Origin of the sequence: Leptolyngbya sp. FACHB-60, assembly GCF_014695775.1 — a bacterium.
GTDB lineage: Bacteria > Cyanobacteriota > Cyanobacteriia > Phormidesmidales > Phormidesmidaceae > Nodosilinea.
The window spans coordinates 1-16,811 of the sequence record NZ_JACJOX010000063.1 but is presented as its reverse complement, the minus strand read 5'-3'; the positions used below and the strand labels follow the sequence as shown (position 1 = coordinate 16,811).

General features: G+C 56.2%; 18 protein-coding genes and 1 pseudogene. 10 read left to right on the top strand and 9 right to left on the bottom strand.

The genetic code is table 11. From position 1 onward, the window contains the following. The first annotated feature begins 9 nt into the window (after positions 1–9). Complete coding sequence (gene panB / locus H6F57_RS23150) at positions 10–798, top strand: 3-methyl-2-oxobutanoate hydroxymethyltransferase (RefSeq protein ID WP_190630990.1); 789 nt, start codon at positions 10–12, stop codon at positions 796–798. A gap of 166 nt (positions 799–964) precedes the next feature. Continuing rightward, complete coding sequence (gene ahcY, locus H6F57_RS23145) at positions 965–2,239, top strand: adenosylhomocysteinase (RefSeq protein ID WP_190630988.1); 1,275 nt, start codon at positions 965–967, stop codon at positions 2,237–2,239. Positions 2,240–2,548: 309 nt separating this feature from the next. Here ahcY and H6F57_RS23140 read toward each other — a convergent pair whose 3' ends face one another. Then, complete coding sequence (locus H6F57_RS23140; protein ID WP_190630986.1) at positions 2,549–3,133, bottom strand: Uma2 family endonuclease; 585 nt, start codon at positions 3,131–3,133, stop codon at positions 2,549–2,551. A gap of 354 nt (positions 3,134–3,487) precedes the next feature. Between H6F57_RS23140 and H6F57_RS23135 the strand changes: the two genes are divergently transcribed. Continuing rightward, complete coding sequence (locus tag H6F57_RS23135; protein ID WP_190630984.1) at positions 3,488–3,832, top strand: hypothetical protein; 345 nt, start codon at positions 3,488–3,490, stop codon at positions 3,830–3,832. A gap of 73 nt (positions 3,833–3,905) precedes the next feature. Next, complete coding sequence (gene nblS / locus H6F57_RS23130; RefSeq protein WP_190630982.1) at positions 3,906–5,921, top strand: two-component system sensor histidine kinase NblS; 2,016 nt, start codon at positions 3,906–3,908, stop codon at positions 5,919–5,921. A gap of 28 nt (positions 5,922–5,949) precedes the next feature. On the opposite strand, the gene H6F57_RS23125 is transcribed toward nblS, so the two are convergent. Continuing rightward, entirely contained in the window at positions 5,950–6,609 is a 660-nt protein-coding gene (locus tag H6F57_RS23125) for a phosphoribosylanthranilate isomerase (protein WP_190630980.1), read from the bottom strand. 165 nt (positions 6,610–6,774) lie between these two features. Between H6F57_RS23125 and psaK the strand changes: the two genes are divergently transcribed. Together psaK and H6F57_RS23115 are read left to right on the top strand one after the other, a co-directional pair. Beyond that, on the top strand, positions 6,775–7,047 hold the full coding sequence (gene psaK, locus H6F57_RS23120) for a photosystem I reaction center subunit PsaK (protein WP_190630978.1): 273 nt from the start codon (positions 6,775–6,777) through the stop codon (positions 7,045–7,047). A 137-nt stretch (positions 7,048–7,184) separates the two neighbouring features. Further along, a complete protein-coding gene (locus H6F57_RS23115) occupies positions 7,185–8,396 on the top strand; it encodes a site-2 protease family protein (RefSeq protein ID WP_190630976.1) in 1,212 nt (403 codons plus the stop codon). Positions 8,397–8,464: 68 nt separating this feature from the next. Here the strand turns inward: H6F57_RS23115 and H6F57_RS23110 are convergent, their stop codons facing one another. The 5 genes from H6F57_RS23110 to H6F57_RS23090 form a co-directional block, all read right to left on the bottom strand. Continuing rightward, positions 8,465–8,920 carry a YbjN domain-containing protein gene (locus H6F57_RS23110; protein WP_347279986.1) on the bottom strand — a complete coding sequence of 152 codons (456 nt, stop codon included), beginning with the start codon at positions 8,918–8,920 and terminating at the stop codon, positions 8,465–8,467. Between the two features lie 503 nt (positions 8,921–9,423). Beyond that, positions 9,424–10,086 (bottom strand): hypothetical protein, encoded by a 663-nt coding sequence (locus H6F57_RS23105; RefSeq protein WP_190630972.1) that lies wholly within the window; start codon positions 10,084–10,086, stop codon positions 9,424–9,426. 281 nt (positions 10,087–10,367) lie between these two features. Beyond that, a complete protein-coding gene (locus tag H6F57_RS23100) occupies positions 10,368–11,042 on the bottom strand; it encodes a MarC family protein (protein WP_190630971.1) in 675 nt (224 codons plus the stop codon). Positions 11,043–11,118: 76 nt separating this feature from the next. Next, on the bottom strand, positions 11,119–11,442 hold the full coding sequence (locus H6F57_RS23095; RefSeq protein ID WP_073608028.1) for a phasin family protein: 324 nt from the start codon (positions 11,440–11,442) through the stop codon (positions 11,119–11,121). 205 nt (positions 11,443–11,647) lie between these two features. Then, positions 11,648–12,355, bottom strand: a complete 708-nt coding sequence (locus tag H6F57_RS23090; protein WP_190630970.1) for a uracil-DNA glycosylase — start codon at positions 12,353–12,355, stop codon at positions 11,648–11,650. 147 nt (positions 12,356–12,502) lie between these two features. On the opposite strand from H6F57_RS23090, the gene H6F57_RS23085 reads away from it, so the two are divergent. From H6F57_RS23085 to H6F57_RS23070, 4 genes are all read left to right on the top strand, one after another. Further along, the gene (locus H6F57_RS23085) at positions 12,503–13,381 is read left to right on the top strand and encodes a S1 RNA-binding domain-containing protein (RefSeq protein WP_190630969.1); all 879 of its coding nucleotides are present in this window, start codon (positions 12,503–12,505) and stop codon (positions 13,379–13,381) included. A gap of 5 nt (positions 13,382–13,386) precedes the next feature. Then, positions 13,387–14,262 (top strand): Tab2/Atab2 family RNA-binding protein, encoded by an 876-nt coding sequence (locus tag H6F57_RS23080; RefSeq protein WP_190630968.1) that lies wholly within the window; start codon positions 13,387–13,389, stop codon positions 14,260–14,262. A 97-nt stretch (positions 14,263–14,359) separates the two neighbouring features. Further along, a complete protein-coding gene (locus tag H6F57_RS23075; RefSeq protein WP_190630966.1) occupies positions 14,360–15,226 on the top strand; it encodes a carbohydrate ABC transporter permease in 867 nt (288 codons plus the stop codon). 151 nt (positions 15,227–15,377) lie between these two features. After that, positions 15,378–15,953 (top strand): SH3 domain-containing protein, encoded by a 576-nt coding sequence (locus H6F57_RS23070; RefSeq protein ID WP_190630965.1) that lies wholly within the window; start codon positions 15,378–15,380, stop codon positions 15,951–15,953. 249 nt (positions 15,954–16,202) lie between these two features. Here H6F57_RS23070 and H6F57_RS23065 read toward each other — a convergent pair whose 3' ends face one another. Continuing rightward, a complete protein-coding gene (locus H6F57_RS23065; protein WP_190630964.1) occupies positions 16,203–16,532 on the bottom strand; it encodes a hypothetical protein in 330 nt (109 codons plus the stop codon). Positions 16,533–16,721: 189 nt separating this feature from the next. Beyond that, positions 16,722–16,811, bottom strand: a pseudogene (locus tag H6F57_RS28460) (IS5/IS1182 family transposase); the annotation flags it as partial.

Below are 16,811 nucleotides of genomic sequence, written 5' to 3'. Positions count from 1 at the left end.
GGCGCAGCCATGGCCGTTAGCGTTGATCGAATTTTGCGGTGGAAGCAAACGGGCGCACCCGCCCAACCCATTACCGTACTGACCGCCTGGGATGTGATGTCAGGGCAAATTGTTGACCAGGCCGGGGCCGATATTGTGCTGGTGGGCGATTCGTTGGCGATGGTCGCCCTGGGCTACGACACCACTCTGCCGCTGACCACAGAGGACATGCTGATCTGCGCCAAGGCGGTGCGGCGGGGAGTCAAAAATGCGCTGCTGGTAGTCGATCTACCCTTTCTGAGCTATCAGCCCAGCGTTGAGGACGCCATTCGCGCGGCGGGGCAAATGCTCAAGGAAGCCGGAGCCCAAGCAGTGAAGCTAGAGGGCGGTCACGAAGGTATGGTTGAAACCGTGCGTCGACTGGTGCAGTGGGGCATTCCGGTGATGGGCCACGTGGGGCTGACGCCTCAGTCAATCAACCAGTTTGGCGGTTTTCGCAAGCAGGGCAAAACCGAAGCCGAAGCCGATCGCATTCTCTCCGAAGCCAAAGACCTAGAGCAGGCCGGAGCCTTTTCCATCGTTTTAGAGCATATTCCTACCGAACTAGCCAGCGATATCACTAAGGCGCTGCGCATTCCCACCATTGGCATCGGCGCGGGGGTGCACTGTGATGGTCAGGTGCTAGTCACCGCCGACGTTCTCGGGCTATCGGCCTGGCAGCCGCCCTTTGCGAAAGTCTATGCCAACCTCAGGCAGCAGGCCGTTGAAGCTGCCCAGCAATTTTGTAACGAGGTGCGATCGGGGAACTACCCCGCATGAAGCGGGGTAGTTCCCTATATGAAGCACCGGGGCAGTACTTCGTATAAAGTATTGCGGCAGTACCCTGTTGCAATATCGGGGCAGTACCCCGTGTAAAATTCCGTTAAGCTAAAAACGCTGGCAACTGGCACAACACAGACAATTCATTACGGTTGATACCCTCGCTATGACCACAACTCTTAAATTTAAGTACGACGTTAAAGATATCTCCCTGGCGGCTCAGGGCAAGCAGCGGATTGAGTGGGCCGGGCGTGAGATGCCCGTGCTTCGCCAGATTCAAGACCGCTTTGCGGCAGAAAAGCCCCTAGCGGGCATTCGCATTTCGGCCTGCTGCCACGTCACCACTGAGACAGCTCACTTGGCGATCGCCCTCAAAGCTGGCGGTGCCGACGCTGTGCTCATTGCCAGCAACCCCCTTTCGACCCAAGATGACGTTGCGGCTAGCCTGGTTGCCGACTACGGCATTCCCGTGTTTGCCCTGCGCGGCGAAGACAGCGCCACCTACCATCGCCACGTCGAAACCGCCCTCGACCACCGCCCCAACATCATCATCGACGACGGCAGCGACGTGGTTGCCACCCTAGTCAAAGAGCGTCAGGCACAGCTCTCCGACATCATCGGTACCACCGAAGAAACCACCACCGGCATCGTGCGCCTGCGGGCCATGTTCAAAGATGGGGTGCTCAGCTTCCCCGCTATGAACGTCAACGATGCCGACACCAAGCACTTCTTCGACAACCGCTACGGCACTGGTCAATCGACCCTAGACGGCATTATTCGCGCTACCAACGTGCTGCTGGCGGGCAAAACTGTCGTCGTGGCTGGCTACGGCTGGTGCGGCAAAGGCACCGCTATGCGGGCCAAGGGCATGGGGGCCAACGTCGTCGTTACCGAAATCGACCCAGTGCGGGCGATCGAGGCTGTCATGGATGGCTTCCGGGTAATGCCCATGGCTAAGGCTGCTCAAGTGGGTGATCTGTTTATTACCGTTACCGGCAACAAGCATGTGATCCGCCGCGAGCACTTTGAGGCGATGAAAGATGGCGCCATGGTGTGCAACTCCGGCCACTTCGACATCGAAATCGACCTCGAATCGCTGGGTGCAATGGCCAGCGAAGTTAAGCAGGTACGCAACTTTACCCAGCAGTACATGCTCACCAGCGGCAAGTCGGTGATTGTGCTGGGTGAAGGCCGCCTGGTCAACCTAGCCGCTGCCGAAGGCCACCCCAGCGCCGTCATGGACATGAGCTTTGCCAACCAGGCCATGGCCTGTGAATATCTGGTGAAAAACCGGGGCTCCCTCGAACCCGGTCTGCACTCCATCCCCGTTGAGGTGGATAAGGAGATTGCTCGCCTGAAGCTGGTCGCCATGGGTATCGAAGTCGATAGCCTGACCCCCGAGCAAGAGATCTACATCAACTCTTGGACCGTTGGCACCTAAGCCACCGTCTCCCTCAACTAAAGCCCCAGGATGCTTGCAGCATCCTGGGGCTTTTTCATTAAATAACCCCCGATGCCGAGGCACCGGGGGCTGCTTAGAATAGGGAGTTAGTTATAGCGCGAAGCCCGTCTTATCTGTACCTAGAATGCCTCAAAGGCAGTGCCGAGTCATCCCTTGCGCCGGCATCTTTATGGCAGGTTGATCGAGGGAGGTTGGCCCTCAAGCGTTTTGTGAACTGTGACGCCTGTCACTTACAGAGTCCCGCACACCGATGTTATAAAAGTTGGCTGCGCTGCAATACCCTCACGGCTAAGAAAAGGGGGAAACAGCTAAAGTGAAGCCCGGCAGCACGGATTCTCCAGAAAGCTGAGTAGGCAGCGATCGCACCTCTGCCTCCTGCCCAGGCCGATAAATTTCCACCTGCTGATCTTGAGGATTGATCAGCCAGCCCAGGCGAACACCGCTGGCCACATATTCCTGCATCTTCTCGCGCAGAGTGGTCAGATTATCGGTACTCGAACGCAACTCCATCACAAAATCAGGCGCAATAGGGGGAAACCTGCGCCGCTGCTCTGGGGTCAGCGCCTCCCAACGGGATAGCTCTACCCAGGCGGCATCGGGCGATCGCTTGCTACCGATCAGCAGCTGAAAAATTGTCGAGGAGCTAAACACCTTACCAAGCTGGGTTTGCTTATTCCAGAGGTACAGTTCACCGCCAACCTCCATCTCTCGATTGCCGCTCTCACCGCCAACGGGGGGCATAACGATTAACACTCCTTGGGCATTTTGCTCGATCGCCACCTCTGGGTTGTGAATGCAGAGTTGGTAAAACTGCTCATCGGTAAAATGAACGGCCTCAAGGTTGAGTTCAAGGGGCAAATCCAGGGTGGTCATAGGATGCTCCGGGAGGATGGGCGATCTCTAACTGACGGCGGTGTCTTCTATGGTAGCGACTTGCCTAATTTGTAGGAATCGTCAAAAACCGTTGCAGGCGAACAACTCCACAGAGTGAACTGTCTAAACTATTCACTAACTCGCGTCACCGTTACTGAGTCTGAACGTGATTTATCACCGATTTCAGCCCAGTCTTACCGGCTTCTCCCTAACTTGTGGCTACCTAATTGGGCAGCAGATTTCTTTTGCCCCGCCGTCGCTCTGGTCTATACCAGGGCGATTTTTGACTGATAGAACTGCCGCCAGCGGTAGAGCGAGTTATCTATAAACCTCGTTTTTATCCCCGGTCTAACTATGAGCTATAGCTTTGACATTGTTGGCATTGCCCCGGTACTGCAATTCTTCAACCACCAGCAGCAGGTGGAGGCGCGGCGCGATCGCAGTCAGGCCTTTCTCGGCAGCTACTGCTGCACCCTCGATGCCTTTATCAGCGCCACCGAGGCCGTGCACCGCAAGCCAGATTGGGATTGGGATGCGATCGTCAGCACCATCGTCGCCTTCTGGCTGAGCCAAGAACACGACGTGCGCCACTGGAAACAGCAGTTTGCTGCCGCCCAGGGTGACCAAAACCTGATTGTGGCCCGCGTGGTCAACTACGATAGCCTGCGCCACGAGTTTGAGACCCTCTTCGAAGACTAAGCGCTAGGGCTAAGATGCGAAGAACATGCCAGAATAAAGGCTGAATTCCACATCCAGCATTCGATAGGTTCCGTTGATCAGGCTTCTGGCTAAAATTCGCGATATCTTCCTGCACTGGTGGGGCGACTTCACCCTCCAAACTCGGCTGATGGCCGGGGCAACGCTGGTGGTGTCAATGATCACGAGCGCCCTTACCTTCTGGGCTGTCAACACCATCCAAATGGATGCCCGCCTCAACGACACCCGGTTTGCTCGCGATCTAGGACTGCTGCTCGCCGCCAACGTTGCCCCTCTAGTTAACGAAGCCGACCGCACCGAGCTAGCCCGCTTCTCCTACAGCTTTTACCAGAGCACTTCTAGCGTGCGCTACATGCTCTACGCCGACGAAAATGGCGATATTTTCTTCGGCATCCCCTTTTCAGAGGCATCGGTAAAAAACTCCCTGACGCTGCGGCGGCGCATGCAGTTGCCCGAGGGCTACGCCCAAAACACCGATCGCCCCCTGGTGCGCCAGCACCTTACCCCCGCCGGTGAAGTCACCGATGTATTTGTACCCCTCAACTACAACGGCATTCACCTAGGCGTCCTGGCCATGGGCATCAATCCCAACCCCACAGTGGTCGCCTCTTCGCACCTCACGCGGGATGTCACCATTGCGGTATTTGTCTCGATCTGGGTCATGGTGATTTTAGGGGCGGTGTTCAACGCTCTTACCATTACCCAACCGATCAAAGAGCTCTCGGTGGGGGTGAAAAACATCGCTGATGGTAACTTTAGGCAGCGCATCGACCTGCCCCTAGGGGGCGAACTCGGTGAGCTGATCTACAGCTTTAACGACATGGCCGAGCGCCTAGAAAGCTACGAAGAGCAAAACATCGAAGAACTCACCGCCGAAAAAGCCAAGCTCGAAACCCTGGTTTCTACCATCGCCGACGGGGCCATTTTGCTCGACAGCGATATGCACGCCGTGCTGGTCAACCCCACTGCCCGCCGCATCTTTGGCTGGGATGATCAGATTTTGGACGGGAAAAATATTCTAGAGCACTTTCCCAACGCGGTGCGGGTGCAGCTCACTCGGCCCCTGTTTCAGGCCGTCAAGGGCGAATCAGAAGCGATGGAATTTCGGGTGCCCATCACCGAGCCCAGCCATCGCACCCTGCGGATCTTGCTCAATACCGTGCTCGACCAGGCCAAAGAGAACGTCAAAGGTCTAGCCATCACTGTGCAGGATATCACCCGTGAGGTGGCCCTCAATGAGGCCAAGGCCCAGTTCATCAGCAATGTCTCCCACGAGCTGCGCACGCCGCTGTTCAACATCAAATCGTTTATTGAAACCCTGCACGAGTACGGCGAAGACCTCAGCGACGGCGAACGCAAGGAATTTCTCGAAACCGCCAACCACGAAACCGATCGCCTCACTCGCTTAGTCAACGATGTGCTCGACCTGTCGCGTCTAGAATCGAGTCGCCAATACCAGCTCGAAGCCGTCGACATTATTCAGCCCATTGAGCAGACCCTGCGCACCCACCGCCTCAATGCCCGCGACAAGCGAATCGAGCTATTGCAGGATGTGGAGCCCAACCTACCACCCGTAATTGGCAACTACGACCTGCTGCTACAGGTGTTTAGCAACTTAGTGGGCAATGCCCTAAAGTTCACCGAGTCAGGTGGCCAGGTGATGCTGCGGGCTCACCAAATTGTGCCCCCTGGAGATGACCCCAACGAGGGCGGCTACATTCGCATTGAGATCTCTGACACCGGCATTGGCATTGCCCCCGAAGACCAGCAGGCGATTTTCGATCGCTTCTTCCGGGTCGAAAACCGGGTCCATACTCTGGAAGGTACCGGCTTGGGCCTCTCCATTGTCAAAAACATCATCGAAAAGCACAGCAGTCAGGTGCATCTGGTCAGCGAAGTGGGCATTGGCACCACCTTTTGGTTTGATGTGGCCGCTTACCAGCCCGAGGCGATCGCAGTACTGACCAAAGACAGCAGCCACAGCGAAGCGGGCAAAGACTTGGCGATCGCTGCCATCAGCCTTGCGGCCCCTGGTGCATCACTGATTGCTCCCCAAACCGACCAAAATTAGCCTTTTTTCCATACGCTGCTGTCTCAGCCTATACCCCAGCTCTGCTCGGTAGCCAGGGTTGCAGTTGCTCAAACAGGTGCTGAACCAAGGCCAAATCTTTTACACCGGGATGTTGTTCTACGCCGCTAGAGAGGTCAATGCCATCGGGTCTAAGGGTTGAGAGCGCCGTCGACACGTTCGCCGGGGTGAGCCCTCCAGCAAGCATCCAGGGGCAGGTAGGCCTAAACGATACCAAGGCATCCCAATCCAGCGTTAATCCTGTCCCCCCGAGCTGCTGGGGATGGTAGGCGTCGAGCAGCAGAGCGTCGACGTAGGAAGCATAGGTTCTAGCCCGTACTAGGTCTTTCTCGGTACGCACCCGAATCGCTTTAATCAAAAAAATACCGGGCAGCTCAGCGAGCAGTTGCTTGCACTGCTCTAGAGTTTCTTGACCGTGAAGCTGAATGTGGCTGAGGTTGGCCCGGCGGGCAATGTCAGACATCTCCGCCAGCGAGGCATCGGCAAAGACTCCCACGGTTTTGGTCACCACTCCAGCCGCATCTAGAGCTTGGGTGATTTCGGCAAGGGCGGTAGGGGCGATGTAGCGGGGCGACTGGGGCACGCAGATAAAGCCTAGGTGGCTGGCACCGTGGCGGGCGATCGCGATCGCCTGTTCAGTTTGAGTAATGCCACAAATCTTGACCCGCATGTTAACTCTGTTGAACATTCCGTTAGGTGGGCGTCGCCGAATTTTTATAATCCAACAAGGTTGAATAACTAGATCTAGCGCTTGGCGATCGCCTGAGATTCTGTTTCTTTAAGACTCGATTTAATTCTCAAGACCCAATTTTAGACCTCTAGCGGAGAAATAACATTGCTGTTTTCTACCCTACTTGCCGCCTACACCGAGCCCACCACCCCGGAGTGGTCGTATAAAGTGGCGCTGATTATGATTACCTGCAACCTGTTTGTGCTGGCCATTGGCAAGTACGCCATCCGTAAGCCTGGGGCAGGGCCAGCACTACCTGTGGGCCTGCCGATGTTGTTTGAAGGCTTTGGCTTGCCTGAGCTGCTGGCGATCGCCAGCTTTGGCCACATTCTCGGCGCTGGAATGATTTTGGGGCTGGGCAACGCTGGGCTGCTCTAGCCTCACCGACGCCTCGGCCCAACGACTTTGTGGGGCGATTGATAGAATAAAGCCAGACCCCAGACCCAAGTGCCCTAGTTTTGCTAGCCACTACCGGGTCTGGGTTGGTATTTGACAGCATTCATAGGAGCTAGGCAATGCAATCCAACTGGCGCGTTGGGGCCATTTTAGGAATTCCCCTATTTGTCGATAGCTCCTGGTTCATTATTTTGCTGCTGGTGACCGTGTCCTACGGGGTAGAACCCAGCTGGCACTCGGCCTGGGGTAACCTGGCCTGGGCGATGGGCTTTGGCCTGGCGCTGCTGCTGTTTGCTTCGGTGCTGCTGCACGAACTGGGCCACAGCATTGCCGCTAAGGGGCAGGGCATTGCGGTCAACTCCATCACGCTGTTTTTGTTTGGCGGCATTGCCTCCATCGACAAAGAATCGAAAACACCGGAAGACGCCCTCAAGGTCGCGATCGCTGGCCCGTTAGTCAGCTTTGGGCTTTTTCTGCTGCTCACCGCCATCTCCCAGATTCCATCGCTGCCGACCCCAGTGGGCGTGATCACCGGCAGTGTGGCTCAGATCAACCTGGTGCTGACGCTGTTCAACATGATTCCCGGCCTGCCGCTCGACGGCGGCCAGGTGCTCAAGGCGCTGGTGTGGAAGGTCACTAACAGCCGCATCAAGGGCATTCGCTGGGCGGCGCGCTCCGGTCAGCTCTTGGGCTGGCTGGCGATTACCTTTGGCCTAGTCATGGCCCTGGCCTACCAGGCGTTCTCTGGCTTTTGGATTGCCGCCATTGGCTGGTTTGCCCTGCGCAATGCCGCCGCCTACAACCAGGTCACCAATCTGCAAGAGGCCATGCTGGCCCTCACCGCTGCCGATGCCATGACCCGCGATTTTAAGGTGGTAGATGCAGATATCTCGCTGCGGCAGTTTGCCGACACCTATTTACTCGAAGAGAATCGCCCTCCGGCTTACTTCGCGGCTTCGGATGGGCGCTATCGGGGCTTGGTGACGGTTGACGATATGCGGGCGATCGAGCGCAGCCAGTGGGAAACCCTGCCCCTTAACCACATCGCTAAGCCGCTGCTGAATATTCCTTCGGTGCGCGAGGGCACGCCGCTGACCGAGGCCATCGACCAGCTCGAAGACTTGCAGCTGCCTCGGCTCACGGTGCTCACCCCCGCCGATGCTGTGGCCGGCACAATCGATCGCGGTGATGTGGTGCGCGCGATCGCCGATCGCCTTGGCCTGCGGGTTTCCCCCGCCATGATTCAGCGCATCAAAGAGGAAGGGCAGTATCCCCCTGGGTTACAGCTGTCCTCGATCGCAAAATCAGTTATTGAAGAAGCGCGGGCATAGGGCTACAAGGTATAGGGTGTAAGGCTTAAGGCCGTTCTTTCACCCTATACCTCATACCCCATACCCTTCTAGCTCATACCAAATTCGGAGACTAGCGCTTCATCGGAATCGTCGGCGATGGTGGCCACAATGGTCATCAGGCGAGAGATTTCGGCGGGGGAAATGTCCTTGAGAATGCGGCTTGAAATCACCAGCACCTGATTGCCCGAGATGCCGAAGCGAGCTTCGAGGGTTTCATTGCAGTTCTTCTCAAGCAGCAGCTTCATCAGACGAGGCTCATCTTTGGCGGGCAACATAAGTACCGGTGACCACACGGTTAGCGTATCGGTTTCGGCTTCGCCAGTTAGCTGCGCGTACACATCGACACTGCCGTACTTAAATCGCCACAGGTGACCCTCATCGGTCTGGCTAACCATAGCCCCATCCCCTTGATCCAAAGAGGCAATCACCGCCTCAATGGTGTCCACGTAGGACACAATATCTAACCCATCCTCAGAGGGCGGGGGAGAACAGGATAGATCCATATCTATTGCGTCGTCAGCCATAACAGACCCTTGGTAGCTATTGATCAACAAATCAATTGTGCGGCCGATCTGCGATGAGGGGCATAGTGCCTCAACCGTCAAAGCGACCGGCGGTCAACAACCGCTAAAATTCTGCGGCGATGGTCAGAGACTGGCTCGGGGCCATCGCTGCGCCTCCCCAACTGTAGCCCCTCGCGCTATCTCTGACTATCCCCCGATCGACTTTCTCGCGGCTTAACGGCGGCTATAGCCCATGGGCAAACTACATGAGCAAATTGCCCTTGCCAGCCCGAGCTGCCTATCACCCCACCGCTGGAGTGATGTTAAATAATTGTGCCTGCTCAACGCGTCGTTCAGAAGCTGGAGATTGATAGCCATCGCCAGATCGGTTGGGACATTCTGCATACCCCCTTGAAGCGATGGCATACGTCAGTGCGCTGCCCCAGTTTTGCCCGTAAGTAGTGACTCGTGTTTTAAGCACAGTGGCCAATGCTATACCCGACTCACCCCGCCGCTTCGACTTCCTGAAACTGATCCTCTAGGGTGTCAAAGCTGTAGTCGCGCACCTTAGGCATTTCGGGCGGCACCTCAAACCCCGTAACAGTGCAGGCCTGGCGGCGCTCGGGTCGCGACGAGTAGCGGCAGAGGTGTTCAATAAAGTGAAACACTACTTTGGGGTCAGACCACTTCATCTCGGCCCGCTGCTTGAGAATAATCAGCGCCTCTTTGTCGCTCATCGAGCTACGCCAGCCCTTGCGCTGACGGCACGACACCCAAGCGTTGAGCACCTGAAAAATGCGGGCCAGATGATTGTGGGGAATGGCTCGCAGGTGGTACTCATCAAGAACGTCGGCGACCTCCTGAAGGCCAGCATCTTTGGCTAGCTGGGCGCTGGCGTTAAACAGCACCTCCATCTGAGTGATGGCCTCACGATGGTCTCGGTACTCTTGTCTGAGGTTGTGGTCTTCGAGGTAAATGGCCCCCAGGTTTTTGAAGTGGGCGGCCAGAAAGAGGGTCTTTTTGTCGCGATCGCCCAGCCCCGCAATGGTGCCGTAGGCAAGGCACAAATCCGCCAAAAAAATGGATTCTTCAAACAGCAGAGGCTGCTTGCGCTTGAGCAGACTGCGCAGCAGTTTAATGAAGCTGTGAAAGCTTGGGTAGCTCATGGGTCAATGGTTCCCTGAAACAGCTGGCAGCAAACAGAAAGTTCACCACTAGATGAAGTGTTGTGGACTACGCAAACCAACCGTAGACTATTAACCGATTAGATGTTAGGCAACGCCAACCTGACCGATCTTAGCCACATCTAACCTGCACCCAATCTCTATTGCCGAATCAGCAGAGCCAGGACAGTATTTTCAGGGAACACCCCAAGTCTAAGTCAAAACTCATGGTGTGGGGACGCCGTTAACCAGGTCTTCAAACCCTAGAGGGCTGTCCCTCAAACTCAAGGGGCGAGCAAATTTAATGAGGTCAACCAGTCGGCTAACCCATTCAAAATCAGCTGTACCCCAATTGCCATGACAAACAGGCCCAACAGGCGACTCATAGCCTGAATACCACTAGCTCCCAAGACTTTTAGCAGCAGCGTGGACGATCGCAGCGACAGAAAAATGACTACGCCGATCAGACCGATCGCGACGGCGATCGCCAGCATATTCATCGCGGTAGCAACAGATAGATCGCCACCCGCTTGAGCGGCTAGGCCAAGGGTGACAGCGATCGCTCCTGGCCCTCCCAGCAGCGGAATGGTCATCGGCATGAAGGCAATATCTTTGTGCTCGCCAATGCGGTAGACGGCATCTTGATTGTCTACCTCGTTGAGCTTGGGGTCAGAGTTCATCGCCTTCCAGGCCGCGTGGAACACCACAATGCCCCCAGCAATGCGCACCACCGCCAGGGATACGCCAAAAAACCGCAGCACACTGCCCCCAACCAGCAGCGTACTGATCAGCAGCAGCACTACATTGCAGGCAATGTTTAGGGCGTAGCGATTGCGCAGCGCGGCGGGCACCCCTGTGGTCAGCACCAAAAAAATGGGCACCGACCCAATCGGATCTACCACTGGAAACAGGGCCGCAATGCTGCCTACCACAAAATCGATAAAGATTCGCACCGCCATTTCGCCTGAGAAAACTTGGTTTTACTCTACGGCTATTTTTCTTCTCGTAGCGGTGGCTGGGCTACAGATGAGCAGACTATTTCCAGGCGCGGTTTTCTAAATCTCTCACCTGGCGCTCTAGGCGATCAAGCCGTCCGCGCAGCTCGTCCATTTCAGCCTGACGGGGTACACCCAAGTCTTGCAGCGTATTGCGAAACAGCCGCTGAAACTGCTCTTCGAGCGCGCCGTTGCCCTCGTTGAGCTGGGCCATGACCTCATCCATTAGAGTGCGGGCCTGCTCGGGGTTAAACTTGCCCTCGCGCACCCACTCTTCGCTGACCTGCTTGACCCGCTCAGCGACCAGAGAGGTGGTGCCCACGCCAATCATCAGCAACTGGCGTAAAAGGTTGTTGGTATCCATTAAAAGTCTCCTTGCTATTTGCGGGGCGCGATCGATAGAGGCAGTAGGCGATCGATCTAGGGGTTTGACCAGAGCTTAGGGCATTCAGAGCCATGCCTCAAACCTAAAACCTTTGACCTTAAACCCAATTAGCCCCCTATTCATTCTGTCAAAGATTTCGTTGGCCCCTGGGTAATGAAAGCCGAACTCAACCTGCCGGATGCCCTCAGCTCCCCGACAGTTCATCGACCTTGGCCCGCACCGCCTGAATGTCTTGCCACATTAGCCACTTGGGACTGCCTTTATCGCGCGACGGGTTGCGCAGTAGGTAGGCCGGGTGAAAAATGGGCATACACAGGCGACCTTCCCATTCCATCCACTGGCCGCGCACTTTGCTGATGCCCGACTTCACCCCTAAAAGCGCCTTTAGAGCAGTTGCACCGGTGAGAAGAATGATTTTGGGATCCACCATACGAATCTGCTCTAGCAGGTAGCCCTTGCAGGCCGCTACCTCAGCGGTGGTGGGCACCCGGTTCTCGGGCGGGCGACATTTAACAATGTTAGAAATGTACACATCGGTCTCGGTGTCAAACCGCACCGATTCGAGAATTTTTTCCAGCAGCTGGCCCGACTTGCCCACAAAGGGCACACCCTGCTCGTCCTCCTGCTGACCGGGGCCTTCGCCAATGATCAGCACTGGGGCGGTGGGGCTGCCCCGGCTCACCACCACATGGGTGCGCGTTTCCGACAGGTCGCAGCGTAGACAGCCCCGACAGTGGGTGCCCAGAGTCTCCAGGTCGGGGTAAATGCCGGGGGGAATGGGCACCGATCCGTTAGTGGGAATGGCGTCAAAATCTACGGTACTGGAGTCTGCGATCGCGCCCTCGGTAGCGCCACTGCCAGCATTAAACAGGCTAAATTGCTCGTCGGCCATCGATTTTTAGGGGCAACATTATCCGCTTGGCATTTATTGTAAAGGGTCTGGGCCTGCCTTGCCGGGCTATTGCTCAGCGGTGCCCCAGGTCGGCGTTGTATAGTAGAAAGCTAGTTAAATTATGTTTGTTGTCCAGGAGCCTCAGCCTTGACTTTCTCTGCCGAAGATTTTGCCAAAGCCCTTGAGGCCCACGACTACGACTTTCAGGTGGGCAGCACCGTGCGGGGCACCGTCATTTCCTTTGCCCCCGACGGGGCCACGGTGGATATTGGCGGCAAGTCAGCGGCCTTTTTGCCCATTCGCGAAGCGGCGGTGCGCGCCATCACCTCTTTTGAGGGCGTGCTCGAACCGGGTGGTGAATACTCGTTCCAGGTGATTCGCGACCAGGATGCCGACGGTCAGCTGCTGCTATCCATCCGCAAGCTCCAGATCAAGCAGCTGTGGGATAAGCTGGCCCAGCAGGCCGAAGAGAGCGCTGTGATGGATGTCAAAGTCACCGGCTTTAACAAGGGCGGTGTGACGGTCGATGTGGAAGGCCTGCGAGGATTTGTGCCGCGATCGCACCTCGGCCGCACCTACGAGAATCTAGAAGATGCGGTGGGCCAACGCCTCACTGTGGGCTTTTTAGAGGTCAACCCCGCCGCCAACAAGCTGGTGATGTCGGCCCGCATTGCCGCCCGCAGCCAGGTGATGAGCACCCTAGCCCTGGGTCAGCTCGTCGAGGGCACCGTGGCCAGCCTCAAGCCTTTTGGCGCGTTTGTGGAGTTTGACGGCATTAGCGGCCTGCTGCACATCAAGCAGATCAGCAAAAACTACGTCGAGTCGCTGCCCACAGTGCTACAGGTGGGCCAGTCGATCAAAGCGGTAGTAGTGGGCCTCGACCCCGAGCGCAACCGCATTTCCCTCTCGACCAAGGTGCTCGAAAAATATCCCGGCGAGATCATCAAAGAATCTGAAGCCGTGTTTGAAGACGCTGAAAACCGTCTGAGCGACGTCAACCGCATGCTGAACGACAGCGAGGCCTAGGCACTATGGGCACCGTGTGGGAACTCGACTTTTACTCCCGGCCCGTGCTGGATGAAAATGACAAAAAACTTTGGGAAGTGCTGCTCTGCCAAGGGTTGGTAGGCACCGGAGCGGAGGCTGATCAGCTCTTTCGCTATAACAAGTTTTTGCCCAGCAGCGACGTCAACTCGATTGTGCTCAAGGGGGCGATTGAGGAGGCGATCGCCGAGGCCACCAGCCAGGGCATCGCTCCCCCCAGCCGCATTCGGTACTTTCGCTACCAAATGCAAAACATGATTCTGCGAGCCTGTGAAGACGCAGGCATTCCAGCGCGGCCTAGCCGTCGCACCGTGGCTTTGCAGCGGTGGTTGAGCGATCGCAACCAAACCGTATACCCCCAAATGGAAGGCTACACCAGCGCTCCTTCGCCCTCGGTAGCTGCCCCGCCCCCCAGCTCCCAGTCCCTGCCCGATGCCCTACTGGGGCAGAAGTGGACCTTTGTCACCCTTGAAGCTGCCGCCTTTGCCGATCTACCCGACTGGGAGATTGGCTTTGGGGAGTCCTTCCCCCTAGATATGGCAAATCTAGACCCCAGCACCCCGATCCCTGGCCTGCTGATTTTCTCCCCCCGCGCCACCGCCCTTGCCGCCTGGATGTCGGGCCTAGAGCTGGCCTACTGGCGCATAGAATCCAGCAAAACTCCCCAAATTATCCTAGAAACCGGAGCCTTTGATAGCTGGATCTTGGCTGGGCTGCCTGGCCCAGATCTGCTGGCCGAGGCCCAGGCGTTTGAAGCTGCCAAGGCCAAAGCTAATCAGGTGCATTTTATTGGCATCCAAGACAGCCGCGAAAGCGAATCCTTCGCTGGGTTTTGGATGCTGCAAGAGCTGCTTTTGGGGTGACGAGATGACCTCTCTTCCAACTATTTCTCGCTAGCCAGATTCCAGGGTTCCTAAAGAACCCTGGAATCTAGTCCCCCGATGCCCAGGCAGGATGTAAATGCCCGATCGCAAGCAGCAACCCATAGTTAAATCCCTCGCTAAGTGGCCTCACTGGCGCAACCTGGGCATTTACGTTCTGCTGCTGCTGATTGCCCTGGTGATGGTGTTTCCGCTGCTGTGGCTGCTCAGCACCTCCTTTAAAGGAGCAGCGGAAAACCTGCTCGCGACTCCGCCCCAGCTTCTGCCCCAGCAACCGACCTTGGCTAACTACCGCCAGGTATGGCAGTCAAACCCTTTTGGCCAATATTTTCTCAACAGCAGCGTGGTGGCAGTGCTGACGGTGGCGGCAAACCTGCTGCTGTGCTCGTTGGCGGCCTATCCCCTGGCGCGGCTGTCGTTTTTGGGCCGCGACACCCTGCTGGCGCTGATTGTGGCCACCATCATGATTCCGTTTCAGGTGGTGATGATTCCGCTGTACATTCTGGCGGTGAATCTGGGCCTGCGAAACACCTACTTGGGGCTGGTGCTGCCCTACCTGGCTTCGGCCTTTGGCATTTTTCTCATGCGCCAAGCTTTTCAGAGCGTGCCCAAGGAACTAGAAGAGGCCGCCCGCATGGATGGCTGCTCTGACTTGGGTATCTGGTGGAATGTGATGCTGCCCGCCACTCGCCCTGCCTTAGTAACGCTGGGAATTTTTGTGTTTATTGGCACCTGGAGCGAGTTTCTCTGGCCGCTGATTTTGCTCGATCGCCCCGAGCGCTACACCCTGCCCCTAGGTGTGGCCCGGCTGGCGGGCAGCTTCTCCCTCGACTGGCGGCTGATTGCGGCTGGGTCTATTTTGTCGGTGCTGCCCGCCATAGTGGTGTTTGTGCTGCTACAGCGCTACATTGTGCCCACGGAGACAGGGAGCGGGGTCAAGGGGTAGATGGGGTGGCCCTTCGGTATACATGATCACAGCTTTATTGGTTCCTTAGATTGATCACTTAGATTAGTGCGGGTGATTTATTCACCATCGCTTCATCAGGGCCGTTGCCTAGGGGCCGCGGTTCCCTTTTCCTAGTGAAACTCTACAAACTATGAAACTCAAAACCCTGGCTGTTGCCCTGCTCTCCACCGCTGCTGCCGTTGGCCTTTCAATTTCTGCGGCCTTTGCCCAAGTCGCCGAGGTCAACATCGACAGTCTCAACGTGCGCTCTGGTCCTGGCCTCAACCACGGCGTTCGCGGCACCATACCCAGGGGTGCCCAGGCCAAAATTATTCAAACCCAGGGAGACTGGCTCTATGTTGTTACTGGCCCGATTGAAGGTTGGGTTTACGCCCCCTACGTCACCGTTTTAGATCAGCCAGGGCCGGAGGTTGACGCTCCGACAATCACCGTCATGGTTTGCAATGGCACTAACCGCACAACGGCCCGCGTGTACCGCCAAAACGGCGAACTCAAGCTGCGAGTGCACGATCGCCTCGACAACATCACCTGGCTCGATGTCCCCGCCCGCACAGAACCTGGCTCTGGGGCCACAACCTACATCAACATTCGTGGTGAGCAAACGACTCGGGTGTTGCAGAGCCAAAGCTCCCCGGCCAACTGCTCAATTCAAACCACCAGCCGCCCCATAGAGGTTGGGGTAGTGACCGAAATAGAGCAGCCCTAGCATCAGCGCTGATGCTCAAGTCCAATTTGAGCCGCTAAGACCCTACGGCGCTACTGCTTTAGCAAGCTCTAAAAGCTTGCTGCGCTTCAATGAGGTTGAATTTAAGCTCTGGACAAAACAGATATTGCTTGGATGCAAGGTTCGAATATTTGAACCTCGCATCCAAGCAATATAGACGGCGTATTTAGGAGTTTCAGCCCAGCTAAAATCTTGAGCAAAAGTATTAGCTTAGAGGGAAAATCTCCTGCTCTATTTGCCGCCTGTGACTTTGTCGACCAGGTCTTTAGCATCTTCAACCAGGTTCTTTTGATTAGGATTTTCCTGACGGTACTGCTTTAGATTTTCCTCGTAGACTTTTTGCACGCCTTTGGGATTATCAATGACCTCGACGGCCTCTTCATAGGCCTGGTCACGGGGTTCTTCAGTCATCTTTTGATCTACCGGCGGGGTCGCAGTGCCCTTGCTGTCAGCGGCGAAAGCGGGCTGGGTGGCCAAGGTTAGCAAGCTCATTAAGCCAACTAGGCAAGCTAGTGCGATCGCACGCAAGCGGCGGCTAAAAAGTTCTTTTGAGAGCGTCATTAGGCGTTTCATAAAGTTCCTGAAGTCCTTAGATAGGGAAAAATCCGGTTCTGTAAGGAAGCGACGGAATAGAGCCGCTGACAACTGAGAACAGATTGAACTGTATAATACGAGACCTAATACCGGCGCCTCTCTACCCCCAGGCACATTCTACGGGCTGAGTTTTAGAGCTGATTTCTAAACTAAATCTTAAGCTGCCGCCCGCTTTAACATGAGCCGAATGAGCGCACCGTAAATCATCGCTTCACTGAGCTCCGTGTAGACCTCGTAATCCTTACT